At 67.0% G+C, this 26,537-nt stretch carries 21 protein-coding genes; 12 read left to right on the forward strand and 9 right to left on the reverse strand.

The genetic code is table 11. The annotated features are described in order from the left end of the window. Positions 1-7 precede the first annotated feature (7 nt). Positions 8-1,681 carry a DNA repair protein RecN gene (gene recN, locus LGR44_RS18350; protein ID WP_226742164.1) on the forward strand — a complete coding sequence of 558 codons (1,674 nt, stop codon included), beginning with the start codon at positions 8-10 and terminating at the stop codon, positions 1,679-1,681. A gap of 380 nt (positions 1,682-2,061) precedes the next feature. Further along, on the forward strand, positions 2,062-2,538 hold the full coding sequence (locus LGR44_RS18355; RefSeq protein WP_226742165.1) for a cupin domain-containing protein: 477 nt from the start codon (positions 2,062-2,064) through the stop codon (positions 2,536-2,538). Between the two features lie 81 nt (positions 2,539-2,619). On the opposite strand, the gene LGR44_RS18360 is transcribed toward LGR44_RS18355, so the two are convergent. Further along, complete coding sequence (locus tag LGR44_RS18360) at positions 2,620-2,946, reverse strand: hypothetical protein (protein ID WP_226742166.1); 327 nt, start codon at positions 2,944-2,946, stop codon at positions 2,620-2,622. A gap of 1,423 nt (positions 2,947-4,369) precedes the next feature. Between LGR44_RS18360 and ligA the strand changes: the two genes are divergently transcribed. From ligA to LGR44_RS18380, 4 genes are read left to right on the forward strand one after another with little or no spacing between them, the layout of a single operon-like run. Continuing rightward, the gene (ligA, locus tag LGR44_RS18365) at positions 4,370-6,529 is read left to right on the forward strand and encodes an NAD-dependent DNA ligase LigA (RefSeq protein WP_226742167.1); all 2,160 of its coding nucleotides are present in this window, start codon (positions 4,370-4,372) and stop codon (positions 6,527-6,529) included. A gap of 47 nt (positions 6,530-6,576) precedes the next feature. After that, complete coding sequence (locus tag LGR44_RS18370) at positions 6,577-7,443, forward strand: helix-turn-helix transcriptional regulator (RefSeq protein WP_226742168.1); 867 nt, start codon at positions 6,577-6,579, stop codon at positions 7,441-7,443. Positions 7,444-7,502: 59 nt separating this feature from the next. Then, positions 7,503-8,219 carry an AzlC family ABC transporter permease gene (locus tag LGR44_RS18375; RefSeq protein WP_319004867.1) on the forward strand — a complete coding sequence of 239 codons (717 nt, stop codon included), beginning with the start codon at positions 7,503-7,505 and terminating at the stop codon, positions 8,217-8,219. Further along, the gene (locus tag LGR44_RS18380) at positions 8,216-8,515 is read left to right on the forward strand and encodes an AzlD family protein (protein WP_226742169.1); all 300 of its coding nucleotides are present in this window, start codon (positions 8,216-8,218) and stop codon (positions 8,513-8,515) included. Before LGR44_RS18375 ends, LGR44_RS18380 begins: the two co-directional genes overlap by 4 nt. Before the next feature lie 158 nt (positions 8,516-8,673). On the opposite strand, the gene LGR44_RS18385 is transcribed toward LGR44_RS18380, so the two are convergent. Continuing rightward, positions 8,674-10,494, reverse strand: coding sequence for an aminopeptidase P family protein (locus LGR44_RS18385; protein ID WP_226742170.1), 1,821 nt, complete (start codon positions 10,492-10,494; stop codon positions 8,674-8,676). Positions 10,495-10,780: 286 nt separating this feature from the next. On the opposite strand from LGR44_RS18385, the gene LGR44_RS18390 reads away from it, so the two are divergent. Then, complete coding sequence (locus tag LGR44_RS18390) at positions 10,781-11,011, forward strand: hypothetical protein (protein ID WP_226742171.1); 231 nt, start codon at positions 10,781-10,783, stop codon at positions 11,009-11,011. Between the two features lie 129 nt (positions 11,012-11,140). Here the strand turns inward: LGR44_RS18390 and LGR44_RS18395 are convergent, their stop codons facing one another. Together LGR44_RS18395 and LGR44_RS18400 are read right to left on the reverse strand one after the other, a co-directional pair. Beyond that, positions 11,141-12,076: a 50S ribosomal protein L11 methyltransferase gene (locus tag LGR44_RS18395; RefSeq protein WP_226742172.1), complete on the reverse strand. Its 936-nt coding sequence runs from the start codon at positions 12,074-12,076 to the stop codon at positions 11,141-11,143. Between the two features lie 47 nt (positions 12,077-12,123). Then, positions 12,124-13,818 (reverse strand): sensor domain-containing diguanylate cyclase, encoded by a 1,695-nt coding sequence (locus LGR44_RS18400; protein WP_226742173.1) that lies wholly within the window; start codon positions 13,816-13,818, stop codon positions 12,124-12,126. Positions 13,819-14,061: 243 nt separating this feature from the next. Between LGR44_RS18400 and LGR44_RS18405 the strand changes: the two genes are divergently transcribed. Next, positions 14,062-14,937, forward strand: coding sequence for an SDR family NAD(P)-dependent oxidoreductase (locus LGR44_RS18405; protein ID WP_226742174.1), 876 nt, complete (start codon positions 14,062-14,064; stop codon positions 14,935-14,937). A 37-nt stretch (positions 14,938-14,974) separates the two neighbouring features. On the opposite strand, the gene LGR44_RS18410 is transcribed toward LGR44_RS18405, so the two are convergent. After that, entirely contained in the window at positions 14,975-16,243 is a 1,269-nt protein-coding gene (locus LGR44_RS18410; protein WP_226742175.1) for an SAM-dependent methyltransferase, read from the reverse strand. Positions 16,244-16,538: 295 nt separating this feature from the next. On the opposite strand from LGR44_RS18410, the gene LGR44_RS18415 reads away from it, so the two are divergent. Beyond that, positions 16,539-17,420 (forward strand): manganese catalase family protein, encoded by an 882-nt coding sequence (locus LGR44_RS18415; RefSeq protein ID WP_226742176.1) that lies wholly within the window; start codon positions 16,539-16,541, stop codon positions 17,418-17,420. Positions 17,421-17,519: 99 nt separating this feature from the next. Here the strand turns inward: LGR44_RS18415 and LGR44_RS18420 are convergent, their stop codons facing one another. Continuing rightward, positions 17,520-19,901: an ATP-dependent helicase gene (locus LGR44_RS18420; RefSeq protein WP_226742177.1), complete on the reverse strand. Its 2,382-nt coding sequence runs from the start codon at positions 19,899-19,901 to the stop codon at positions 17,520-17,522. A gap of 135 nt (positions 19,902-20,036) precedes the next feature. On the opposite strand from LGR44_RS18420, the gene LGR44_RS18425 reads away from it, so the two are divergent. Further along, positions 20,037-20,306, forward strand: coding sequence for a hypothetical protein (locus LGR44_RS18425; RefSeq protein ID WP_226742178.1), 270 nt, complete (start codon positions 20,037-20,039; stop codon positions 20,304-20,306). On the opposite strand, the gene LGR44_RS18430 is transcribed toward LGR44_RS18425, so the two are convergent. Continuing rightward, on the reverse strand, positions 20,303-20,845 hold the full coding sequence (locus LGR44_RS18430) for a thioesterase family protein (protein WP_226742179.1): 543 nt from the start codon (positions 20,843-20,845) through the stop codon (positions 20,303-20,305). The two genes, LGR44_RS18425 and LGR44_RS18430, sit on opposite strands and share 4 nt — an antisense overlap. A gap of 179 nt (positions 20,846-21,024) precedes the next feature. On the opposite strand from LGR44_RS18430, the gene LGR44_RS18435 reads away from it, so the two are divergent. Both LGR44_RS18435 and LGR44_RS18440 read left to right on the forward strand, forming a co-directional pair. After that, entirely contained in the window at positions 21,025-22,440 is a 1,416-nt protein-coding gene (locus LGR44_RS18435) for an FAD-binding oxidoreductase (RefSeq protein WP_226742180.1), read from the forward strand. Between the two features lie 84 nt (positions 22,441-22,524). Next, positions 22,525-26,088 (forward strand): AsmA family protein, encoded by a 3,564-nt coding sequence (locus LGR44_RS18440; RefSeq protein ID WP_226742181.1) that lies wholly within the window; start codon positions 22,525-22,527, stop codon positions 26,086-26,088. Here LGR44_RS18440 and LGR44_RS18445 read toward each other — a convergent pair. Together LGR44_RS18445 and LGR44_RS18450 are read right to left on the reverse strand one after the other, a co-directional pair. Continuing rightward, positions 26,085-26,339: a ribbon-helix-helix domain-containing protein gene (locus tag LGR44_RS18445; protein ID WP_226742182.1), complete on the reverse strand. Its 255-nt coding sequence runs from the start codon at positions 26,337-26,339 to the stop codon at positions 26,085-26,087. The genes LGR44_RS18440 and LGR44_RS18445 overlap by 4 nt on opposite strands. After that, complete coding sequence (locus tag LGR44_RS18450) at positions 26,340-26,525, reverse strand: DUF4169 family protein (RefSeq protein ID WP_226742183.1); 186 nt, start codon at positions 26,523-26,525, stop codon at positions 26,340-26,342. It lies immediately after the preceding gene. Positions 26,526-26,537: the final 12 nt, after the last annotated feature.

Consider the following 26,537-nt stretch of genomic DNA (forward strand, 5'->3'; position numbering starts at 1 on the left):
ACCTTCCATGCTGATCCAGCTCGCGATTCGCGACATTGTCCTGATCGACAAGCTTGAGCTCCATTTCCGTGAGGGCCTCAGCGTCCTCACGGGAGAGACCGGGGCCGGCAAGTCCATTCTGCTCGATGCGTTCGCATTGGCTCTGGGCGGACGAGGCGACGGAAGCCTCGTGCGGCACGGGGAAACGCAAGGCCAGGTGACGGCGGTCTTCGACTGTCCCCTGGATCATCCCGCCCGCAGGATCGCCGCGGATGCGGAGATCGACACCGAGGGCGACCTGATCCTGCGCCGCGTCCAGGTGGCCGACGGCCGGACGCGCGCCTTCGTCAACGACCAGCCGGTCAGCGTGCAGGTTCTCAAGAGCATCGGCGCGGCCCTGGTCGAGATCCACGGCCAGCACGACGACCGGGCTCTCGTCGATCCCGTCACCCACCGGGCGATCCTCGACGCCTTCGGGGGCCTTTCCAACGAGGTCCAGGCCGTGGGCGAGGCCGCGCGCCGGGTGCGAGACGCCCGCGCGGCCCTGCAGGAGCATCGCGCCCGGATCGACAAGGCCCGCAAGGAATCCGATTTCCTGCGCCACGCGGTGGAGGAGCTGGACAAGCTCGCGCCTCTCGCCGGGGAGGAGGAGAGCCTCGCCGAGCGCCGCATCGTCATGATGCAGTCCGAGAAGGTCGCGCAGGACCTCAACGAAGCCTACGAGGCGGTTGCCGGCAATTCCTCCCCCGTTCCCGAACTCTCGGCGGCCGTGCGCAAGCTCGAACGCCGCAGCGCGCAGGCGCCGGCCCTGGTGGAGCCGAGCGTCAGGGCGCTCGATGCCGCCCTCGTGGCCATCGACGAAGCGCGGGCGGCGCTGGAAGAGGCCATCCGCGCCACCGAATACGACCCGCGCGAGCTGGAGCAGACCGAGGAGCGCCTGTTCGCCCTCCGGGCCGCCGCCCGCAAATACGACGTTCCGGCCGACGAACTCGCCGCCCTGCGCGAGCGCTTCCTGGAAGACGTGGCGGCCATCGACGCGGGCGAGGAGAAGCTCGCCGCGCTCGAAGCCGCCGTGAAGGAGGCCGACAAGGTCTATATCGCTGCCGCCAGGGCCCTGTCGGCGGGCCGCAAGAAGGCCGCCCAGGCGCTGGATGCCGCCGTCCAGGCCGAGTTGCCGCCCCTCAAGCTGGAGCGGGCGCGCTTCATCACCGAGATCCAGACCGACGAGAACAGCCGCGACCCGGCCGGTTTCGAGCGGGTCGAGTTCTGGGCCCAGACGAACCCCGGCACCCGGGGCGGTCCCCTCATGAAGGTGGCCTCGGGCGGCGAGCTTTCGCGCTTCATGCTGGCCCTGAAGGTGGTGCTGGCGGACAAGGGCTCCGCGCCCACCCTGGTGTTCGACGAAATCGACACGGGCGTCGGCGGCGCGGTGGCCGATGCCATCGGCCAGCGCCTGGCGCGCCTGTCGCAGCGGGTCCAGGTCATGGCCGTCACCCATGCGCCGCAGGTGGCCGCCCGGGCGGAGAGCCACTTCCTCATCGCCAAGGAGGGCGTGCGCGGGTCCGACCGGGTCGCAACCCGGGTCGTGCCGCTCGACGCCGCGCCCCGCCGCGAGGAGATCGCCCGGATGCTCGCCGGCGCGACGATCACCGAAGAGGCCCGCGCCGCCGCCGCGCGCCTGCTGGAGGCGGCGGCCCACTGAAGCCCGTCCGGTCAAAAGAAAAGCCGCGGCTCAGCTCGTCGCTGCGCACGCGGCTTACGACTGTGTTTGCCCCCGCAACACAGCAGTTGTCGATTATGTCCTTGGTGAATGTCGAGAGAATTGCTTCTTCAATGGAAGCGGGTCTAAGCGAATTCGCTCTCCCTTGGTATTACGTAAGACTGCGTATGGACGAAGCTAAGCTTGCCCGGCGATGCTGCCCTGGCGGCGAATATTGACGGGCAGGAACCCGTGCAGGAGCTCTTGCCCTGCATTTTCTTGACAACCGGGTGCGAAAGGAAGAGCCTCGGTCCGGCGGCAGATGATGTTTTCCTGACCGCCTCGTTTGCGTCCGCCAACTCACCCCATTTCGGGAGGTCGCGATGCAGTCGTTCATGCTTCCAGCCACAACTTGCGTTTCAGCCTTTCTGCTCGTCCTGGCGCCGGCCTTCGCCCAGCAGCACCAGCACACCATGGTCAATCCAGGTGAGGTCACCTGGAAGGACGGTCCTCCGTCCCTTCCGAAGGGGGCGCAGATGTCGGTTCTCTACGGGGACCCGGCGAAGGAGGAGATGTTCGTGATGCGGCTCAAGTTCCCGGCCGATTACAGGATTCCGCCCCACACCCATCCGGCCCATGAGGTGGTCACCGTCGTGGACGGCGAGTTCGGCATCGGCATGGGAACCGAGTTCGACCCGGCGGCAATGAAAACCATCGAAACCGGCGGCGTCATCGCAATGCCGCCGGGAACGCAGCACTACGTGCAGACCGACCGGGAAACGGTCGTGCAGCTGAGCACGCGGGGTCCTTGGGGGATCACTTACGTGAATCCGGCGGACGATCCCCGGAAGTCGCAGTAGCCGGAGAACGCCCGGCCGCAACGGTGTCGCGGCCGGGCTCCGCTGCGCGGCCCCGGAATGACGGGTGAGCGGCACGTGCCTTCATGCCTGCCCGCCGCCGTATGGCCCCTGTCCCGGCTGCGCGGCCTGACGGAAGGTGTCGGGGATCTCCCGGCCTTCCTGATCCTGCGCAATGGCGAGGCGGCCGCCGCGATAGGTGAGCAGCGGGCCCTCCCATTCGCGCGGCAGGCCGTAGAGAGGTCCGTCGCCGTGGCGCAGGGCGGCGATGTCGCGCCAGGTTCGGGCGGCGATCCAGGCGAGGCCGAGCACAGTCACCGGCCCGGCGACGAGCCAAAGCGCCTGGATGAGCATCGGCCAGGTGTGAAACTTCGAGAGCCAATCGGCCACGACGCTGTAGGGCTGGTCCATCGTCAAACTCCCCTTGAGACAAACGACCACCAGGAGCCCTGGTGGTCGGGGAGTTGAGAAGCCGTCAGGGACGACCGCGCTGCCCTTTAGGCTTTCGCCCTGGACATGCGACAGCGCCTCCCCGGCCATAGGCTGGGAAGGCATCGTTGCGGCGGATGCTTGCGCCGCCCTGATGGGGTTCTCACGCCCCGAAGCCGGATGCGTCCGGCTCTAGGGTCAGGCTTAGCATGAGGCGCGGGGACGGGCAAAGCGGGCCGGCGGATGCCCCTCCCGCACCGCCGGGGCCGACACCCTCGCCGGGGAAGCCCGACGGCACGGCGGGACGGAGCCCTTCGCCTCTCCCATGGGGAGAGGCCGGACCGCAGGTCCGGGTGAGGGGGCAAGGCTGCCGGATGAGGGAGTGCAAGGCTGCCGGATGAGGCGGTGTCTGGCGCGACCTCATTCCCTCCCCCTTGTGGGGAGGGTCAGCGTGGGGGTGTGAGCGCAGGACTGGAACCAGGATGGCGCCCACACCCCCACCTCCACCTCCTCCCCACAAGGGGGAGGAGAGCAGGTTGGCGTTTCCAGCGAGGCCCGCCGTGGGGGAGGAGAGCCGGTCGGCACCACTCCCGTCATGGCCGGGCCCGTCCCGGCCATCCACGCCTTCATGCAGCGTTGGGGCCTCCACGCCGTCATTCCGGGGCGGCTCGCTAGAGCCGAGCCCGGAACCCATAGCCGCTGACGGCGCAGGATGAAGCGAAGCGCTCACAATCTTTTCTTGAACCTGTCGAGTTTATGGGTTCCGGGCTCCGCTGCGCGGCCCCGGAATGACGGCAACGCACACCTTTGTCATTCCCGGCCGGAGCGCAGCGGAGGGGAAGGGAATCCACCGATCGCACCAGCCGAAGAATGGATCCCCTTCCCGCACTTCCCGCACCGGGATGACGGCGGGGCGTCTGGTGGACGGCGGATCGTGTTCCTACTTTGTTCTTGACTGTTGGTGCAAGCTAAGCTATATCGTTCCTGTCCGGTCCACCGAGGGGCGCGCTCGCGAGGCGTCGTGACTGTGGGACCGGACACGGTCCTGCGCACGGGGCGACGCTACCCCGTGCGGCAGGAGGCCCAGGCACAAGCCCTGGGGCCGGAGCGGGTCGCAGGCCCGGCCGCACCAGGCGTGCGGCGTCCGCCTGCGGCCGTTCACGGACCAGCGCCGCCTGAACGCCTGAAAAGAACCGTGCGCGAGGGGCCATCCGGCTCTTCCCTCTCCACCACCACCCTTCGAGCCGGTTCGCTCCTCGCGACCCCTCGATCCCGCACGGTTCCGCGCAGCACGCCCGGAGCCCGATTACGCGCGCCCGTTCAAATCCGGCGACCGTCTCCCTCCTGCACTGGAGAGTCTCGTCGGGAACGCTATGGTTCAAGCAACCTCAAACCCGATTCGACCATGCCCGCACAAAAAGCTTCTCCCGAAACCGCCGTCGACCAGCTCACCCCCGAGGAGGCGCGTGCCGAGCATGATGCGCTGGGACGGGAAATCGCCGAGCACGATCAGCGCTACTACGAGGAGGACGCGCCGACGGTTTCGGATGCGGAATACGACGCCCTGCGCCGGCGCTACGAGGCCATCGAGGAGCGCTTTCCCGAGTTCAGGACGACGGAAAGCCTGACGCAGAAGGTCGGCGCCAAGGCTTCGGAAAAGTTCTCCAAGGTCCGGCATCGGGTGCCGATGCTGTCGCTCGCCAACGGCTTCGCCGACGAGGATGTGGAGGAGTTCGTCGAACGCATCCGCCGCTTCCTGCAGATCAAGCCGGACACGCCGCTCTTCTTCACGGCGGAGCCCAAGATCGACGGGCTGTCCCTGAGCCTGCGCTACGAGAACGGCAGGCTCGTCACGGCGGCCACCCGGGGCGACGGCGCCGTGGGCGAGGACGTGACGGCGAATGCCCGCACGGTCGGCGACATTCCGCAGGTGCTCAAAGGCAAGGACGTTCCGGACGTCCTGGAGGTGAGGGGGGAGGTCTATCTTTCGCACGCCGATTTCGCCGCCATCAACGAGCGGCAGGCGGCAGCGGGCAAGCAGCTCTTCGCCAATCCGCGCAACGCGGCGGCGGGCAGCCTGCGCCAGCTCGACCCGGCCATCACCGCCTCGCGTCCGTTGAGGTTCTTCGCCTATGCCTGGGGCGAGGTCAGCGCCATGCCGGCGACGACCCAGTTCGGCATGATCGAGTGCTTCAAGGTCTTCGGCTTCCAGACCAATCCGCTGACGCGGCGGCTCGGCAGCGTCGCGGAGCTGCTGGAGCATTACCACGCCATCGAGACCGACCGGGCCAATCTCGGCTACGACATCGACGGCGTCGTCTACAAGGTGGACGATCTCTCCCTGCAGCAGCGCCTGGGCTTCGTGTCCCGCTCGCCGCGATGGGCGCTGGCGCACAAGTTCCCGGCCCAGCAGGCCGTGACTGTGCTGGAGGACATCGAGATCAATGTGGGCCGCACGGGCTCGCTCAACCCCATCGCCAAGCTCAAGCCCGTGACGGTGGGCGGCGTCGTGGTCTCGAACGCGACCCTGCACAACGAGGACTACATCCGCGGCATCGGCGGCAACGGCGAGAAGATCCGCAACGGAATCGACATCCGCATCGGCGACACGGTGGTGGTCCTGCGGGCGGGCGACGTGATCCCCAAGGTGCTCGACGTGGTGCTCGACAAGCGCCCGGCCGACGCCAAACCCTACGAGTTCCCGACCCAGTGCCCCGCCTGCGGCAGCCATGCGGTGCGCGAGGTCAATCCCCGCACCGGCAAGGAGGATGCGGTGCGCCGCTGCACCGGCGGTCTCATCTGCCCGGCGCAGGCCCGCGAGCGGCTCAAGCATTTCGTCTCGCGCAACGCCTTCGACATCGAGGGCATGGGCGAGCAGCGCATCGAGGAGTTCTATGCCGAGGGGCTGGTCCAGCGCCCGCAGGATATCTTCACCCTCCAGGCCCGCAACGAGCGCAGCCTCAAGCGGCTGGAGAACCGGGAGGGCTGGGGCGCGACCAGTGCCCGGAACCTGTTCGACGCCATCGAGGCGCGCCGCAACATCGCGCTCAACCGCTTCATCTTCGCGCTCGGCATCCCGCATGTGGGCGAAACCTCGGCCCGTCTGCTGGCGCGCCATTTCGGCACCTTCGAGGCCCTGCGCGAAACCGCGAAGGCCGCGGCCGATCCGGCCTCCGAGGCCCATGCGGACCTCACCTCCATCGGCGGCATCGGGCCGGTGGTGGCCGAGGCCATCATCGAGTTCTTCAAGGAGAAGCACAACGAGGAGATGCTCGATGCGCTTCTCGCGCAGGTCACGACGGAGCCCGTCGAGACGGTCGCTGCCGCCAATTCTCCCGTGGCGGGCAAGACCGTGGTCTTCACCGGCTCCCTCGAACAGATGACCCGGGAGGAGGCCAAGGCCATGGCCGAGCGCCTGGGCGCCAAGGTGGTGGGCTCGGTGTCGAAGAAGACCGATATCGTCGTCGCGGGGCCGGGGGCGGGCTCGAAGCTCAACAAGGCGAAGGAGTTCGACGTCCAGGTCATGGACGAGGACGGCTGGTTCGCCCTTGTCGGCCGGGGGTGAGACTCCTGTGCAAGACGGACCGCGCCTGATGTGCCATGATGCCGGCCATGACGGTGATGAAGCCTGAGGTTTCGCTCGATCCCGACCAGAGGGACGCGGGCGACGTGACGCATTTCTGGCGGGTGCCGCGGCACCACGGCCTCGATTGCCTGCGCGCGACCTTCCGCCGTCACGCCTATGCCCGCCACACCCACGACACCTATGCGGTCGCGGCCATCGTCGCCGGATGCGAGACCTTCTTCCACCGGGGCGAGCAGCATTATGCGGGTCCCGGCACCATCGCGGTCGTCTGTCCGGACGAGATCCATGACGGGGAGCCCTATGGCGGGGGCTTCGAATACCGCACCTTCTATCCCTCGCCCGAGCTGATGCACGAGATCGCCGAGGAGGTCGCGGGGCGCCCGCTCTCGCGCCCGCCCTGGTTCCGGCGCTCGGTGATGGACGATCCCGAACTCGCCTGGGCCCATGCCCAGCTCCATGCCTGCCTGTGCGTCGACGACGGCTGGACCTCCGAAATGGAGCAGGACACGCGCCTGATCGACTACCTCGCCCGCCTGATTGCCCGCTGGGCCGATCTCGACGGCCTGCCGCCCGCCCGCGGCTGCTCGAAGGGAATTGCCCGGGTGCGCGACTATCTCGACGCCCATCTCGGCGAGGAGGCGGAACTCGCGCAGCTGGCCCGGATCGCCGGATTGTCGCGCAGCCACTTCATCCGGGCTTTCCGCAACGAGACGGGCCTCACGCCCCATGCCTATCTGCTCGACCGCCGCTTCCGCGCCGCGACCCGGCTGCTCGGGCAGGGCGAGGCTCCGGGCGACGTGGCCGCCGCCTGCGGCTTCTTCGACCAGAGCCACCTCAACCGGGTCTTCAAGGCCCGCATGGGCGTGACGCCGGGGATCTACCGCGCCGTCTGAAACAGCACTTTCATCCAAGACGGCATCTCGCCGGTCCTGCATAACGCCGGAAAGCGAGCATGACCATGGACCAAGCAAATCCCTACAGGACCGATTTCGGGCGCGAGTTCCGCGCCGGCCTGCGCGACATCGCGCCGGCCGCCATCGCGGCCATTCCCATCGGCCTTCTCTTCGGCGCGGTCGCGGTCGCCAAGGGGCTGTCTCCGGCGGAGATCGCGCTGATGTCCGCCCTCGTCTTCGCGGGCGGGGCGCAGTTCGCGGCCATCGAGACCTGGGTGCATCCGGCGCCCATCGCGGCGCTGGCCTTCGCGACCTTCCTCATCAACGTGCGGCACGTGCTCATGGGCGCTTCGCTCTCGCCCAAGATACGGCTCTCGCGGGCCCAGGAGTTCTTCGCCTTCTACTTCATGACCGACGAGTCCTGGGCGCTGTCCGAACGGCGCGCCCTCGACCGTCCTGTGACCGGGGCCTATTGGGCGGCCATGGCGGCGGCTCTCTACGTGAACTGGGTCGCGTCCACGGCCGTCGGGGCCGTTCTCGGCTCCTTCCTGGGCGATCCGGCGCGGCTCGGAGCGGATTTCGCCTTCACGGCGCTCTTCATCGGCCTCATCGCGGGCTTCGGCCGCAGCCGCGTAACCCTGGTCACCGTCGCCGTCAGCGCGACCGTAGCGGCCCTGGTCCACCACTTCGTCGGCGCGCCCTGGCATGTGGCCTGCGGGGCGATGGCCGGCATCGCGGCCGCCTATCTGGCGGCCCCCGAAGGAGCACGGGCATGAGCGTGGACACGACCACCCTTCTCGCCATCCTGGCCATGGCCGCGGTGACCTATGTCACCCGCATCGCCGGTCTTTTCGTGGCCGACCGGCTGGTGCTGACCGGCCGCGCCAAGGCGGCTTTCGACGCCATTCCTCCCGCCGTACTGGTGGCCGTCATCGCCCCGACGGCGCTCACGACCGGATGGGCCGAGGCGGCAGCGGCGGCCATCACGGCCTTCGCGGCATTCCGCCTGCCGCTGCTCGCAACCGTCGCGGTCGGCGTGGCATCGGTGGTGGTGCTGCGGACCGTGATCTGACAGGCTCAGCCGTCATTCCGGGGCCGCCAAAGGCGGAGCCCGGAACCCATAAACACCATAGTCTCAGAAGAAAGCGATCAGCGTACCGCTCTATCCTGAACCGTCAGCGTTTATGGGTTCCGGGCTCTCGCTAACGCTCGCCCCGGAATGACGAAGGTTTACGCCACGGGCCGCGTCGCCTGTTCCAGCCATGCCAGCGTCTCGGCATCGAGCTCGGTTGCGAACTTCTCCCGGACCTGGGCGTGATAGTCGTTCAGCCATGCGATCTCGCCCTCGGTCATGATCGACGGCTCCACGAGGCGCAGGTCGATGGGCGAGAAGGTGAGGGTTTCGAAGCCGAACATCTCGCGGTCGCCGCCGGGGATGGTCCGCGGCTCGACGAGGATCAGGTTCTCGATGCGGATGCCGTAGGCGCCCGGCTTGTAGTAGCCCGGCTCGTTCGACAGCATCATGCCGATTTCGAGCGGGGTATGGCCGGTCTTGGCGATCCGCTGCGGGCCCTCGTGGACCGAGAGATAGCTGCCGATGCCGTGGCCGGTGCCGTGGTCGAAGTCGAGCCCGGCCTGCCACAGGGGCTGGCGGGCGAAGCTGTCGAGCTGCGCGCCCGTCGTGCCCTTGGGAAAGACCGCCTGGGCGATGGCGATATGGCCCTTCAGGACCCGGGTGAAGCGGTCCTTCATCTCAGGCGTCGGCTCGCCGACCACGATGGTGCGGGTGATGTCGGTCGTGCCGTCCTCGTACTGCGCTCCGGAATCGATGAGGAAGATCTGGTTGCGCTCGATGGGGCGGTTGCTGGAGCCGGTCACCCGGTAATGGGGCAGGGCGGCATTGGGGCCGGCGCCCGAGATGCTCGGGAAGGAGACGTTCTTGAGGTCCCCTGTCTCGATGCGGAAAGCCTCCAGGGCCTCCACGGCGTCGATCTCGGTCAGCTTGCCCGTGGGGGCCTCCCGGTCGAGCCAGGCGAGGAAGCGGGCAACGGCGATCCCGTCCCGCAGATGGGCGGAGCGCGAGCCGGCGATCTCGGCCTGATTCTTGACCGCCTTCATCAGCGAAACCGGGTCCGCGCCCACATCGACCTTGCCGCCCGCGGACTCGATGCGTCGGATCAGGGCGACCGCTCCGGTGGCGGAATCGATGCGGACCTTCCGGCCCTCGTGCCCGAGTTCCTCCAGGGCGCCCTGGAAGCCGCTGATCGGCACGAACTCGGCGAGATCCCCGACGGCCGCGCCGGCCTCGTTGGTCATCTTGGCCGGGTCGAAGAAGAGGCTCGCGGGGCCCTCGAGAGGAATGATCGCATAGCCCAGGGGCAGGGGCGTGTGGCCCACATCCCCGCCGCGCAGGTTGAACGACCAGGCGAGATTGTGCGGGTCGGAAATCACGAGGGCATCGACTTTCGCCTCCGCCATCTTCCGGCGGATGCGCTCGAGCTTCGAGGAGGCGTCCTCGCCCGCATAATCGCCCGGGTGGGGCCGCACCGGGGCCTGCGGCGGGGCCGGCCGGTCGACCCAGATCACGTCGACCAGATTGATGTCCACCGGGGCCAGGCTTCCGCCCGCACGGGCGACCGCCTTCTCCAGACGCTTGAGGCCGTCACTGGTGTGAAGCCAGGGATCGTAGGCCAGGACTCCCCCGGGAGGCAGGTGGGCGGCGATCCAGTCCTCCGCCGAGGTCTCCGCCATCTGGACCGGGGTGATCACCGAGGTGTCCACCTGCTCCGCGGCCTGGACCGTATAGCGCCCATCCACCACGAGGGCCGCCTCGCTCTGGAGAATCACCGCGGTGCCGGCGGAACCGGTGAAGCCCGTCAGCCAGGCGAGGCGCTCCGCGCTCTTCGGGACGTACTCGCCCTGGTGCTCGTCCGCGCGAGGCACGACGAAGCCCTCGAAGCCGCGGCGCGCCAACTCCGCGCGCAGCTTCGCGATGCGTTCGGGGCCTTGGGCGGGGGAGGTGGAATCGTCGAAGTTCTGGAAGCGGGCCATTCGGATGCAAACCAAGGTCAGAGAGGTGAGGCGCGCCACGCTAGGCCCGGGGGCGCAAGCCTGCAACTGTCCTGCTTCACATCGGCTGCTCCGCTATGCACGTCGTGCCTCAGCACTATGCAGCTGCTGCCTGAAAGATGGCAGGATGGCTCCATGCGCTGCACGGGATGCATGGCTTTTATGCTTAAATGCCTCTCCTAAAAAAGGTCAGAAGCACTTACCTTATTGGTAATGATAAAACGAGGAACGCTGAAGGTCATCAAGCCAGATTTTTGGAGATGAACCCATGGCCACAGCCGCTTTTGCCCCCACTGTTCCGGTTGGCACCGGCAACGTGTCGTCGAACTTTTCCGGCCTCGCCAAGCGCATCGTGAATGCCCTCGTGGCAAGCCGGGTCAGGGCCGCCGAGTTGGAACTGCGCCGTCACGAGGCCTTCATTCGCGACCTCGGCCGCAGACAGGACCATTCGCCCCTGTTCCTGGCCCAGGACGACGACCTTCTGCCTTTCAAGATCTAACGTATCTAACCTGAGGAATTTGCTATGATCATCGTCACCCTGATGAAGGCCATCCGCGACGTGTACGTGGAAGCCGTCGAACTCCGCCGGATGCTCGCCAAGCGCTATCCGCGCGTCCTGATGGACTGATCAGGACATGGATTCCCGGCGGCGGGGCCGCGGATGTGCGCCGCCCCGCTTCAGCACCAGCGCCACCCACCCTTCCAGGTCGTAGCGGCGCTGCAGGCGCCATCCCTGGGCCGCATAGGCCGAGAGCACGCCTGGGACGTCCTTGATCAGAAGGCCCGACAGGATCAGGGCCCCGTCGTCCGTCGCGACACGCGTTATGGACGGCGCCAGGATGCGCAGGGGCTTCGCCAGAATGTTGGCGAAGACCAGATCGAAATGCCCGGGCCTGTCGGCCATCGCGTTGCGGACGCCAGGGCCCACATAGAGCTTCATCCAGGCGTCGATCCCGTTCAGCCGCGCGTTCTCGCGGGCCACGCGCACCGCCTCCGGGTCGATATCGCCGGCCACGACCGGGCGCTTCAGCGTCTTGGCGGCTGCGAAGGCCAGGATTCCCGTTCCCGTCCCAACATCCAGAACATGGCGCGGCTGGCGCAGCTTGAGCTCGTCCACGAAGGCGAGGAGACAGCCTTTCGTCGTGCCGTGATGGCCGGTGCCGAAGGCGAGCGCCGCCTCGATCTCGATGGCGACGTCGTTCGGCCGCCGCTGCTCGCGGTCATGGGAGCCATGGACGAGGATCCGGCCCGCCCGGACCGGATTCAGCCCTTCCAGGGATGCCTTCACCCAATCCTGCTGTTCCAGGGGAACGAAGACACCTTTGTCGGCCTCGGACCCGACGACGGGGCGTAGAAGGTCGCGGATCGCGCCCTCGTCCGGCTCCATGGCGAAATAGGCCTCCAGCAGCCAGGGGCCGTCCTCCTCCGTCTCGAAGGCCGCCACCGCGGTCTCGGCCGGATCGAAGATCTCGCCGATCAGCTCGGTCATGGCGCGGGCGGAGCGTTCGTCGGTGGTGATCCGAAAAACGTGGGTCGGGCGATTGGGGTGCAGTCCTTCAAGCATGAATTTCGCTTAGCACCGGTCGCGCCGGAGGTCACGCCCGCTTTGGGTCACGCGGCGGAAGTCGCGAGCTGCAGCTGCAGGCCGGCGATGACCGCACGGTTCCGGCCGGCGGCTTTTGCCGAATAGAGGGCGGTATCGGCGCGCTCGATCACGTCCTGCACGTCCCGGTCGCCGTCCTGGGAGATCGCGCCGCCCACGCTCACCGTGACGGAGATCGCGTGCTCGTGGTGGCGGATCGATGCGGCCTCCACGGCCCGGCGGATTTTCTGTGCGACCGTCATGATGCCGCCGCGCCCGATATCCCGGACCAGGATGACGAATTCCTCGCCTCCGAACCGGGCCACCTTGTCGGTGGGGCGCAGAGCGGCGGTGAGCGTCGCTCCGATGACCTTGATGACCTCGTCGCCGGCCACATGCCCGTAGGTGTCGTTGACCGATTTGAAGAGGTCGATGTCCACCAGCAGAACGGCAAAGCCCCGGCCCGAGCGCGTGAACTGATCGAACGCGTCTTCGGCCAGGAGGTCGAAGCCGCGGCGGTTGAGCAGGCCCGACAAGGCGTCCGTCTCCGCAAGGTGGCGAAGGTCGGTGAGGTCCTTCTCGTGGCGGGAGGAGACCTCCGAGATCCGCTTCTCCGCGCTTCCGACGCGGCGAAGGAGGGAACGCAGCGCGGCCGAGAGGCGGATGACCTCCGCCGAGCCGCCGATGCGAGGCAGCACCAGGGTATCGGGGTCTCGGCCGATCCTGTCCGCGGCGGCCGTGATGATCTGCAGCGGGCGCGCCACGCCGCGGGCAATGAAGTGAGCGAAGACCAGCCCCGCGAGCGCCAGCGCGAGCCCGAGCCCGAGAATCGTCCATGCGATGCTTCTCGCGGCGGCGAAAGCCACGTCGTCCGGCTGGCGCGAGACCACGATCCAGCCAAGTCCCGGATAGCTCCGATGCCCGGATGCGACCGCGAAGCCCGTCAGGATCGGTTCCGGGCCCGTTTCGTCCTCGAAGGCGCCCGTGCGCTCCCGGCGCATGGCCTGGATCCGCTCCGCAGAAAAGGGCTTGTCGCCGATCTCGGGCCCGAGCAGAACCGTTCCGTCCTCGGCCAGCACCCAAAGAGCGTCGTTGCCGGTCCGGCCCGGCTGCGCCAGGAGGGCGCGGCGCCTCGCGTCGGCCCAGCTCCAGCTCAGATGAGCGCCCAGCACCCCGATCACGGTCCCGTCACGGTCCCGGACCGGAGCCGCGACGTCGACGAACCGGAAGGGCTCGTTGTTGGGACCCGGACCGAGCAGGCCGGCCAGAAGCTTGGCCTCGTGCACGTCCCCGACCGCGGGGGCCTTCAGGCCGTCCTGGAACCAGGGTCTCGCCTGAACGGACTGCCCTTCCAGCATGCCCCGCGTGGCGGCCCTGACGGTGCCGTCGGGCGTGGCGTAGCCGATCCAGGCGTAGTCGGGAAACGAGGATTGGAGCTGGTTGAGGACCTGGCGGATCCTGGCCGGGTCGCCGGTCCAGATGTCCTGCAGAGGCTGCATCTGCGCGACGTTCTGCGCCTCCCGGAAGCGTTCGAACATGTCACGATCCAACATGGCCGCCATGGTGGCGGCGGTGTCGGCGGCATCGGCCATCACAAGCTGCTTGGTTCGCATGTGGGCGATGAGGGCGGCCCCGGCGGCGGCGGAGCAGACGAGCACGAGGCAGAGGACGCCGACCAGAATCGTGATCTGCCGGCGCAGCGACAGATGCTCCATTCTCTTCATGACGATGCGCCCCTGTTCGAAGCCGTTCCGGCGGCCTCTTTATTCCTGTCGTTCGGATTCCGACTTTGCCTTGGAAACGTCAACAGATGCCCCACCATCCGGTGCGGGAATCTCCCCGAGTGCTTAATGCCGGACGTTGCAGCCATCGCGATCCGGAACCGTCCGGAGGAGGCCCCGTTGTGAATTCATCCGACCTGAACCGCCTGCTTTTTGCTGCAGGCGGTCATCTCATGGGGAATCCACATGTCTGGCCGTCTCTTCGACAAAGTCGCCATCGTTACCGGAGCCGGGACCGGCATCGGTGAGGCCATCGCGCTGAAATTCGCCAAGGAGGGCGCGCGCCTCCTTCTCGTGGGCCTGCCCGACGATCCGGTGGAAGACGTGGCGCGGCTCATCAACGGCGCCGGCGGCTATGCGGAAGTGTATCTGGGCGACATCGCCGAGGAGCGTCATGCCGAAGCGGCCGTCGAGGCCTGCCTCAGCGCCTATGGGCGGATCGACATCCTCGTCAACAATGCTGGCGTGTTCCTGGCGGTGGCCGAGACCCAGGACTACCCCATCGACAAGTTCGACGAGACCCTGCGCTCCAACGTTCGCTCGGTTTTCCTCATGACCAAGTTCGCCCTGCCTCATCTCCAGAAGACCTACGGCAACATCGTCGCCACCGGCTCCGAGGCCGGGATGATCGGTCATCCGAAGAACGCGCCCTATGGCGGCACCAAGGCCTTCATCCACTCCTTCATCCAGGGCATCGCCGGTGAGCAGGCGGCCCACGGCGTGCGCGCCAACTGCGTGTGCCCGGGACCCATCGATACGGCCTGGACCCACAAGTCCACGGGCCCCATGGATACGGAGCTCGCAACCATGATCACGCAGGCGACGCCCATGGGCCGGCGCGGCACGCCGGAAGAGGTCGCCAATGTCTTCTGCTTCCTGGCGTCGGACGAGGCGAGCTTCATCACCGGTGCGCTGTACGAGGTGGATGGCGGCATCACCATCTCCAAGGGACCGATGGGAGCCAAGGCCTCCTCGCACTTCAAGAAGCAGCCGCAGGGCACGCTCCCGACGCGTCACTCGCATGATGGCTTGAAGAACAAGGACTACGAGACGATTACCTGAGCCCTGCCGCCCGACACGGAGCTCGACGCCGGTACGATCAGGCCGGCGTCACCTCGGCGGCCCCCTTCAGCACCTTCAGGCGCTCGGGCTCCTTCGCCTTGTACTCGCGCTGCAGGTCCGTGATGTAGTCGCGCACGATGGGCGCGGCATCGCGCCTGCGCGCGAGCTGCATGTGGAACACGAGCTGACTGCCGGTGAGGAACATGGATTCCGCGCTGATCAGGTAGAACTCGAACATGCGGCAGAAGCGCTCGTCGTACATCTGCGCGATCTTCTCGCGGTTCGCCTCGAAGCGCCGATGCCAATGGTTCAGCGTCTTGGCATAGTGAAGGCGAAGGAATTCGAGATCGGTCACCCAGAGCTGCGCCTGTTCGACGACGGGAAACACCTCCGACAGGGCAGGGGAATAGGCGCCCGGGAAGATATACTTGCGAAGCCACGGACTCGCGGTTCCGGGCGGGCTCATCTTGCCGATGGAGTGCAGGACCATGAGGCCGTCGTCGTCGAGGAGCGCGTTGATCTTGGCGAAGAACTCGCCGTAATGGTGCACGCCCACATGCTCGAACATGCCGACCGAGACGATGCGGTCGAAGCGGCTCTCCACGTGGCGATAATCCTGCAGCTCGAACCGCACCCGGTGCGAAAGTCCGGCGCGCCGCGCCTTTTCGTTGGCGAGCGCATGCTGTTCCTTCGAAAGGGTCACGCCGGTGACGTCGACATCCTCCATCGCCGCGAGATAGAGCGCGAGATCGCCCCAGCCGCTGCCGATGTCGAGGATCTTCAGGCCCGGCTTGAGCTGCAGCTTGGAGGCAATGAGCCGGAGCTTGTTCTGCTGCGCCTCTTCGAGCGTGTCGTCGTCGCTCTGGAAGTAGGCGCAGGAATACTGCATCCCCTTGTCGAGGAAGAGCTTGTAGAAGTCGTTCCCGAGATCGTAGTGGTGCGCCACGTTCTTCTGCGCCTTGCCGACCGGGTTCGCCTGCTGAAAGCGCTTCACCCCGCGCGAGATCCGCTTGAGCACGTTCTGGAGCGGATAGTTTGCCAGCGACGAACGGTTGACCGAGAACAGCATCAGGAAGTCCCGAAGCGTCGAGCCGTCCTCGAAGGTCATGCGGCCGTCCATGTAGGCCTCGCCCGCATGGAGCTCAGGATTGAGGAAGAGCTTGCGATAGAGCGAACGGTCCGTCAGGCGCATGGTGACCTTCGGGCCCGGAGCGCCTTCGAAGAGATGCACCCCGCCATCGGCATCGATGACTTTCAGCGTACCGGTCCGCACGAAGGATCTCAGCATGTGGGACAGGGGGAACATGAGTACCTCTTCCGATCTCGTCGACGAAGCAGGATCGTTCCACAGTTGCGGGCGGGTGGCTAGAGCCGTTTGCGTCCCTGCAAGAGTGATTTTGCCTGCTTGTGCGGCTGCCCCTCCGGAGAGGGTGGGTCGAAGCTGACGAACGGCGGTAATGCGGCAGAACCTGCAGCTCAGAACAAATCTAAACTACAGGAAACTCAGCCCATTTTGGGAACAACGGCGAGTCGCTCTTGTTGAAATCGGGACTCTTGCAGGGCTGGGAGTCTCACCCTCCGACACATCACAGGAGAAGACAATGTTCTTCCGTCAGCGACAATTGCAGTATCACGCCAAGCCTGAAAGGCCCGATCCGATCTTTGCCAAGCAGCTTCAGGAAGTGCTCGGCGGCCAGTGGGGCGAGATGAGCGTCATGATGACCTATCTCTTCCAGGGCTGGAACTGCCGCGGTCCCGAGAAGTACAAAGACATGATCATGGATATCGGGACGGAGGAGATCGGGCATGTGGAGATGCTTGCGACGATGATCGCGCGTCTGCTCGAGACCTCCCCGGTCGAGCAGCAGGAAGACATGGCGAAGAACTCCGTGATCGGCGCCGTCATGGGCGGCGCCCGGGTCGAGGATGCGATCGTCGCGGGCATGAACCCGCAGCATGTGATCGTTGCCGGATCCGGCTCCCGGCCGACCGACAGCGTCGGCAACTTCTGGACGGCCGGCTTCACGATCGCGAGCGGCAACCTGCTCGCCGACTTCCGGTTCAACGTCACGGCGGAAAGCCAGGGCCGGCTCCAGGTCTGCCGCCTCTACAACATGACTCAGGACCCCGGCGTGCGCGACATGCTGGCCTTCCTGATCGCTCGCGACACCATGCACCAGAACCAGTGGCTCGCGGCGATCCGTGAACTGGAGGAGGACGGTCTCGAAATGACCCCGGTGCCCTCGAACTTCCCGCAGCATCTCGAGAAGTCCGAAGTCGCCTATCAATTCCTCAACCATTCCGAGGGTACTGAGAGCCAGCAGGGCCGCTGGGCCAAGGGACCGTCTCCGGACGGCAAGGGCACGTTCACCTATGTGGAGCGTCCGCCGGCCTATACCGAGGACGAGGGCATGCTGAACCCGGTCGATCCGCGGACCTACGGCACGCCTCCGGCGCCCGTTCCGCCGACCGCGGCGGAGTGATCCCCGAGCAGGGCGCATTCGCCCTGATGTCGTCATGCCCGGCCGAGTGCCGGGCATTTTCCATTCTGGATGATGTCTCAGACGGCCTGTTTCGAAAGCTCAGTCCATTGACTCGACGAAGCTGTCCAGCACCATCTTCCGTCCGGCCTTGTCGAACTCGACGGTGAGCTTGTTGCCGTCCACGGCCTCGATGGTGCCGGGGCCGAACTTGGAATGCAGGACGCGCCCGCCGACCTTGAAGCCGGAAGCGGCGCCCGTCGATTTCGCCACCAGTTCGCCTTCGATCATCATCGGCCCGCGCCGGTCGCCGCTGCGGCGGGCGGAATAACCGCCGTCGCCGGTGCCGGAGCGATGCGCCTGGGCGCGCTGCCAGCCGGGGGTCTGATAGGAGGATCCGCTGAAGGGCGCCATGCGGTCGAAGCGGGAGCCCCCGCCGTAGCCGCCGCCATAGGAGAAGTTCGCCGGGGCCTCGACGACCTCCACATTCGCTTCGGGCAGATCGTCGATGAAACGGCTCGGGACGGTGGAGTTCCACAGGCCGTGGATGCGCCGGTTCGACGCGAAGTAGATCTTCGCCCGCTTTCTGGCGCGGGTGAGGCCCACATGGGCGAGGCGACGCTCTTCCTCCAGACCGGCGCGGCCGCTCTCGTCGAGGGCGCGCTGGTTGGGAAACAGACCTTCCTCCCAGCCGGGCAGGAACACGGTGTCGAATTCCAGGCCCTTGGCGGCATGGAGCGTCATCAGGCTCACGCGCTCGGTGGTGTCGCTCTCGTTGGCTTCCATCACGAGGGAGACGTGCTCCAGGAAGCTCTGGAGGTCCGGGAAATCCTCCATGGAGCGCACCAGCTCCTTCAGGTTTTCCAGACGCCCGGCCGCATCGGCGGATTTGTCCTTCTGCCACATGTCCGTGTAGCCGGATTCCTCCAGCACGGTCTGCGCCACCTCCGACTGGGTCATGGTCTCGGAGAGCTTCGACCAGCGCCCGAAGGAGATGAGGAGGTCCCGCAGCGTGGCGCGGGGCTTCGGCTTCAGCTCGTCGGTCTCGACGATGAAGCGCGCGGCTTCCACCAAAGGCACACGGGCTGCACGGGCGTGGTTGTGCAGAACCTGGATCGTGGCGTCGCCCAGGCCCCGCTTCGGCACGTTGACGATGCGCTCGAAGGCGAGATCGTCGGCGGGCTGGTTGACCACGCGGAGATAGGCCAGGGCATCGCGGATTTCCGCCCGCTCGTAGAAGCGCGGGCCGCCGATGACCCGGTAGGGAACGCCGAGCTGGACGAGCCGGTCTTCGATTTCGCGCATCTGGGCCGAGATGCGCACCAGGATCGCGATTTCGGACAGGGAATGCTTCTTGGCGTGGAGGGCCTCGATCTCCTCGCCGATCAGCCGGGCCTCGTCCTCGGAGTCCCAGGCGCCGGTAATCGTCACCTTTTCGCCGGGCTCGTCCTCGGTGCGCAGGGTCTTGCCGAGGCGGCCCTGGTTCTTGGAAATGAGGACCGAGGCGGCCGACAGGATGTGGGCGGTCGAGCGGTAGTTGCGTTCCAGGCGGATCACGGTCGCACCGGGGAAATCGTGCTCGAAGCGCAGGATGTTGTCGACCTCCGCACCGCGCCAGCCATAGATGGACTGGTCGTCGTCGCCGACGCAGCACAGGTTCTTGCGCGCCTGGGCGAGGAGCCGCAGCCAGAGGTACTGGGCCACGTTGGTGTCCTGGTACTCGTCCACCAGCATGTAGCGGAAGCGGTTCTGGTACTGCTCCAGCACGTCCGGATGCTCGCGCCACAGGCGCAGGCATTCGAGCAGGAGGTCGCCGAAATCGACGGCGTTCAAGACCTTCAGCCGGTCCTGATAGGCGGTATAGAGCCGGCCGCCCCGGCCATTGGCGAAGGCGCCGGCCTCTCCGGCCGGGATCTGCTGGGGGCCGAGGCCCCGGTTCTTCCAGCCGTCGATCACGGAGGCGAGCTGCCGGGCGGGCCAGCGCTTCTCGTCGATGCCCTCGGCCTCGATCACCTGCTTCATCAGGCGAAGCTGATCGTCCGTTCCCAGGATCGTGAAGTCGGAGCGCAGGCCCACCAGCTCCGCATGGCGGCGCAGGATCTTGGTGCCGATGGAGTGGAAGGTGCCGAGCCACTGCATCCCTTCGGCCATGTCGCCGATCACGGCCGCCACGCGCTCGCGCATCTCCCGCGCGGCCTTGTTGGTGAAGGTCACGGCGAGGATCTGGGAGGGATAGGCCTTTTGGGTCGCAATCAGGTGGGCGATGCGGGTGGTGAGCACGCGGGTCTTGCCCGTGCCGGCTCCGGCCAGCACGAGGACAGGCCCTTCCGTGGCCTCCACGGCGGCGCGCTGCTCCGGGTTGAGGCCGGAGAGATAGGGGGACTGGGGCGCGACCGCCGCGCGGGCGCGGGCGCTCAGGGAGCCGGATCTGGGCTCGTGCGCGAGGTCGTCCTGGGGCTCGGGTCGTGTGTCAGGCTGATTCATCGGCGCGACCATGGATCAAAAGGCGAACGGCGTCGAGGCCGTAAATGGCGGCGAGCTTGCCGCAGGGCGGAACTTCGTTGAACGGATCGGCGTCGCAAACCATATGATGGCAAGAGAATTCGAAAGGAAACTTGGATGCGCGCTATCCTGACGGCCGCCCTTCTGCTGAGCTTCGCCGTGCCGGCAGCGGCCCAGTCGCGCCTGCCCCGCACCAGTCCGGCGGAGCGGCAGGCGGAGGAGATCAACCGGTCCATCCTGCAGGAGGGGCGCCAGCTCAGGAGGCAGGAGCAGATCCAGATCGACACCAACCAGCTGCGGCAGAGCCTGGACCGCCGCTACAACCTGTCCAACCCGTCGCCTCCGGCGCGGATCGGGACATGCCCTGCGGGTTCGATCGGCTGCTAATGGCGCGTGCCCGAGACCAGCATCGGTTGCTGGTTGGCCGATCGGGCCGGGATCCCGATCACCCGGCCGAGGGCGGCCGGCCTCGCCAGACGCGCATGGGCCGCCTTCATGACGGCTAGGTTCGCCGCGATGTCGTCCGGGAAGGGGGAAACCTTGCGGGTCTCCATGTCCATGTGCAGGGAAAGCCCTTCCATGGTCGCCGCGACCCACCCTTCGGCCGCGTGGCGGATCTCCAGATAGTAGTGGATGCGCTTCTCGTCGAAATCCACGAGCTGGAGCGTGACGCGGACGTCGTCATGGACCTTGAGCTCGCGCTTGTAGGTCGTGTGGATTTCGGCCGCGAAGAAGGAAGCCTTGCGTTCCTCGAGGTATTCGTGGCCCAGGCCGACCAGGCCGAAGCCTTCCTCCACCGCCCGGTCGAAGAGCACATGGTAATAGGCCATGTTCATGTGCCCGTTATAATCGATCCAAGCCGGGATCACCCGCATCGTCGAGGAGACGAACGGGGCAAAGAAGAAGACCGGGACACGCATCTCCATGGTCAGCGCTCAAGCCTGTTGACGATCACAAGATTACCCGCTCCTTGCCCAAAGGAAACGTTAGCACGCTTCAAAAGATCATGCATGGGGGGTGATCCAAGTTTTTCATGCGGAGTGTCGCCTTTGCAATCCTTTTGCTACGTATGGCATCAGGAACATCATTTTGACCTGAAAGCTTCATGAACGCTCCCCGCACATCCCTCCGTTCGACCCCCTCGGAGGCCGTCATCGCCTCCCTCTCGGAAGAGCTCTTCAGCCGCTTCGGCGACCGTTTCGTCGTCTCCGCCGCGGTGCGCGAGCAGCACGGGCACTCGCTCACCTGGGTGAAGAACCAGCCGCCGGACATCGTGGTGTATCCGCGAACGACGGAGGAGGTGTCGGAAATCGTGAAACTGTGCGCCGCGCGCGAGGTTCCGGTCATCCCGTTCGGCACGGGCACGTCCCTCGAAGGCCATATCAACGCCCCCTACGGCGGCGTCTCCATCGACATGAGCCTGATGAAGAACATCATCGCCGTCCATGAGGAGGACCTGGACTGCGTGGTCGAGGCGGGCGTGACCCGCAAGGAGCTCAACGAGCACCTGCGCGACAAGGGCCTGTTCTTCCCCATCGATCCCGGCGCCGATGCTTCCATCGGCGGCATGGTCGCCACACGGGCTTCCGGCACCAACGCGGTTCGCTACGGGACGATGAAGGACGCGGTCCTCGCCCTTACGGTCGTGCTGCCGGACGGCGAGATCGTGAAGACGTCGAGCCGGGCCAGGAAGAGCTCGGCAGGCTATGACCTGACCCGCCTCCTCATCGGATCGGAGGGGACGCTCGGGGTCGTCACCGAGATCACCCTGAAGCTTCACGGCATTCCGGAGGCGATATCGGCGGGCATCTGCCCGTTCCCGTCGGTCAAGGCGGCCTGCGATGCGGTGATCATGACGATCCAGTCGGGCATTCCGATGGCCCGGATCGAGCTTCTGGACGAGGTCCAGGTGCGGGCGGTCAACCTTCATGCCAAGCTGGCCCTGCCGGACAGCCCCCTTCTTCTCCTGGAGTTCCACGGCACCGATGCCGGCGTTCAGGAGCAGGCCGAGCGCTTCGGCGAGATTGCCGCCGAGTTCGGCGGCGGACCGTTCGAGTGGGCCACCAAGCCCGAGGAGCGGTCGAAGCTCTGGCAGGCCCGTCACGATGCCTACTGGGCGGCCAAGGGTCTCCGGCCAGGAGCCCAGTCGATCGCGACCGATGTGTGCGTGCCGATCTCCCGGCTCGCGGAGTGCGTGGACGAAACGAAGCGCGACATTGTGGAAAATGGCCTGATCGCGCCGATTGTCGGACATGTAGGCGACGGCAATTTCCATGTTCAGCCGCTCGTGAACATCGACGACCCGGCGGAGGTCGCTGCCTGCGAGGCCTTCGTCGACCGGCTGGTGAAGCGCGCCCTGGCCATGGAGGGCACCTGCACGGGCGAGCATGGCGTGGGTCAAAAGAAGATGAAATATCTCGAAATCGAGCACGGACCGGCCGCTCTCGGGCTCATGCGCGTCTTGAAACGGGCCATCGACCCGCACAACATCATGAATCCGGGTAAAATTGTTGCGCTTTGACAGTGGAAGGAAATGTCGTTGCGCTCCCGCTCTCGTTGGTCTTGAGCTAAACACCGTGCCACGAAACGAACAGAAGGCGGCCACTTGCGCGATATCCTGACGATCATCGCCTCTATTGTGATCCTCATCTTGGCGGTCGCCGTCGCGGCGCCGCCTTTTATCGATTGGGAAGCCCACCGGGACACCATCGATGCGATGATCTCGCGCGCCTCGGGGACGCAGGCCCGGACGGAAGGGGAGATCAGCATCCGCTTCCTTCCGTCGCCGAAGGTCCGGATCGAGCGCCTGCGCCTCGGCGGCGCGGCAACGGATTCGCCGAGTCTCACGGCCGACCGGATCTGGGCCGAGGTCGCCCTGATGCCGCTCCTGCAAGGCGATGTCCGGGTCACCGAAACCCGGATCGGCCGGGCGGACATCCGCGTCCCGGTTTCGGGGAGCGGGAGCTGGCGCCTGCCGCCCGACCTCGTGTCCGGGAGCGGCAGGGGCCGCGAATGGGCCATCGACAACCTGTTCATCGGCCAGTTCCTCGTCACGACCCAGATGCCGAGCACGGGCCGCACGGATCAGGTCTTTGCGGAGAACGTCCGTATCGAAGGGCAGAAGCTCATCGGCCCCTGGCGTGTGGAGGGCGTGACGGCGGGCGTTCCCTTCCGGCTCGTCACCGGGGAGCTTGCCCCCGACAAGAGCATACAGGTCAAGCTTTCGGGCGGCGGCGACATCTATCCCCGGTTCGATCTGGACGCGAAGGTCGGCCTGGAGGGGCTGAGCGACGGAACGATGGTCCCGGACGTTGCGGGCAAGGCCCGGGTTCTGTTCGGCCCGCCGGCGCAGGTGGCGGCTGCCGGCATCCCGATCCCGATCACCGTCGAAACCGAATTCAAGACCACGCCGGGCGCCGTCGAGCTCAGCCCGGTCAACATCGAGGCGGGCGAGGGCGGCGCGAGCCTGCGCATGACGGGGGAGGGCCGCATCCGGCTCGACGATCCCCGGATCTCCCTCAAGCTCGAAGGGCGCCGGCTCGATGCGGACAGCTTCATCCTGTCCTCGAACGGCCAGGATTTCAAAAGCCGCCTGGCGCAATGGTCGATCCCGTCGGTCGCGGTTCCCATCGATCTCGATCTGAGCATCGACAGCATCGGGCTCGGCCAGGACGATCTGACGAATGCCAATCTGCGCCTGTCCCTGGAAAAGGGCCGCGCACGGCTCGATCGCATCGAGTTCACGGCTCCGGGGGAAACCCGCGTCGCCATGGAGGGCGAACTGGGGCTCACCACCCAGGGCGGCATCAACGGCAAGGTCGCCCTGGCCTCGAACCAGTCCGACCGCTTCGCCCGCTATCTCGAGCGGCTGAACATCCGCTCGCCCTTCCTGAAGGTTCTCGACGGGCGCCCCTTCGAGGCGTCCTCCGACATTGCCTTCGCCAATCCGGTGCTCTCTTTCAACCGGCTGCGGGTGAAGACCGGCGATGCCGTGATGACGGGCAATCTGCGCTACACCGCGCCCGAGGCGAATGCCCGCGGCAAGCTGGAGGCCCAGGTCGCCATCCAGAACCTGAACCTGGATCAACTGCCCCAGGTCTCCAGCATCTTCGACGCGACCGAGAACCTCGATGTCGGCTTCATCCTGGATGCGCGCAATGTCAGCGCGGGCAACCGCTCGGGATCCGGCCGGATCTCCGCCCGAATCCTCTCCGACGGACCGGCCCTCCTGGTCGAATCCCTCGAAATCGTGGATCTTGCCGGGGCCAATGCCCGGGTCAGCGGCCGCATCGCGCCGGACGGCACCGGCCGCATCGCCGGCAAAGTCACCGCCCAGCGGGCCGCCCCGCTGGTCGACCTCCTGGGCAGCGTCTGGGTCGGCGGCATCTCCAAGCTCGTACCGCATTTCCTGCGCGAGGGAGCGCTCGATCTCGACGTGGTGACGGAGCGGGTCGCGCCGGCGGCCGGCGGACCGGAGCTGCGCCTGCAGACGACCGCGCGGGGCACCGCTGCCGGCGGCACCTTCGAAGGTCAGGTCACGTCCGTGGACGGGCGGACCGAAAGCCTCAACGTCACCCTCGCGACGCCGAATACCGGACGGTGGGTCGAAAGGGCCAATCTCAACTCCCTGAACCGTCCCTCGAAGGTGGAGCTGCGCGGGACCCGGGTGGGCTCCGGGGTCTTCAACATCACCGTCGCAGGCGAGATCGGCGGGGTTCTCATCAACACCACCCGTCCCTTCGCCCTGAGCGCAGGCGACGACGTGGTGGACAGCGGCGAGATGGAAATCGCGACCCTGGACATCACGCCCTTCCTGCTTCTCCTCGGCGACGGCGCGGGCGTGAACCCTCCGGTGCCGGTCAAGGCGCGCATCACGCTCGGACGGGCGCGGGACGCGACGCTGCTCGACATTTCCGGGGAAGTCTCGAACAACCCGGTCCAGGCAAAGCTCACCGTGCGGTCCCGCTCCGAGATCGGCGGCGAAGTCTCCGTGGAGCGACTGTCCCTGCCGTGGCTCGTGACGACATTGGCTCTCAACGTCCCTCCCGGCGATCCGAACGCCACCGCTCTCTGGTCCACGGCGCGCTTCGGCCAGAGCGGACGCCTCGTGACCGGCGGTCAGGTGCTCTTCCGGGCCCGGACGCTCGACCTCGGCCGCGGCCTTCAGGGAACGCGGGCGAGCTTCACGCTGGAGGCGATGCCCGACGGCATCTCGATCCGCAACCTCGACGCCATGATCGGCACCGGAACGCTGACCGGCTCGACCACGATCACCCGCCAAGGCGCGCTCGCCACCATCGTCGGCGAAGGCGCCATCCTCGACGTTCCCCTGTCGGCGCTGGTCGGAGCGACGCCGTTCAACGCGGTCCTGTCGGGCTCCCTCAAGTTCGGCACGGCGGCCGAGAGCCTGTCCGGCCTGGTCTCCAGCCTCGGCGGCGCCGGCGATTGGCGCCTGACCAATCTCAAGGTGCCGAATGCGGATCCTTCGGCCTTTGCGCGGGTGCTGCAGCAGGCCCTCGCGGACGAAGATCCGTTGGTGAAGGGCAAGGTGGAGGCCCTCATGGCCGCCGAGCTGGCACGAGGGCAGCTCACGGCCGCCTCGGTAACGACTTCGGCCGCGCTGGTCGGCGGCTCCTTGCGTCTGTCGCCCTTCGTCCTGGACGGCGGTCCCGCCGTCTGGACGGGCGCCGTCGGCTATGACCTGAAGACCCTGGCGCTGGATGCGCGCGGAGCCTTGACGGCCAAGGCCGCGCCGCCCGAATGGACGGGCGCGCCGCCCTCGATAGGTCTGGGCTGGCGCGGCTCTTTGGCCGCGCCGGTCAGGGAGATCGACGCCGATCCGTTCCGCAACGGACTGGCCGCCATCGTGCTTCGGCGCGAACTCGAGAAGATCGAGGCGTTCGAACGCGCGGCCGCGGAGCGCCAGCGCCAGATCGAGGCCCAGCGGGAGGCGGAGCGCCAGCGGGCGCGGGCGGCGGCCGAGGAGGCCGCCCGACAGGCCCGGCAGCGCGAGGAGGCGGAGCGCGCCCGCATCGAGGCGGAGCGGATCCAATCGCAGCAGCAGAACCAGAATAACGAGGATCAGCCGGCGCCGTTCGCCATGCCGCCGCTCTCTCCGCCCGTCGAACTCGGAGCCCCGCCGGCCGTCCAGGGGGCGCCCGGCGGCTAGCCTCGAGCGGGATCGTCCTTGTCGGAAACAGGTCCGGGCATGTCCCGCAATCTCGCCAGAACGTAGACCCGGATGGCGGATGAGAGGTTCTGTTCGCCGCGCTCGGCGTCGATGCGGCCGATCAGGGCCTGAACGGAGGTGGAGTCGCGCTCCGCGATCTCCCGCAGAGCCTCCCAGAACGGCTCTTCAAGCGAAACGCTCGTGCGGTGGCCCGCAATGGCGACGGAGCGCTTTGCGATGCCCTGGCCCATTCACGACGTCTCGTCGTCGCGCTTGTGGGAGTCGAGCTGGCGCTTCGCCAGCTCCTGCTCGGCCTTGGTCAGCTCCCGTTCGACCTTGGTGCGGCCGAAAGCGATGCGGTTTTCGGCGGCGCGGGCCTCCTTGTCGGCCCGCGCCTTCCGTTTGCGCGCCTGGCGCAGGTTGATGATCTCGGCCATGGCGCCTCGTCT

Source organism: Microvirga lenta (assembly GCF_020532555.1).
In the GTDB taxonomy this organism is placed as follows: domain Bacteria; phylum Pseudomonadota; class Alphaproteobacteria; order Rhizobiales; family Beijerinckiaceae; genus Microvirga; species Microvirga lenta.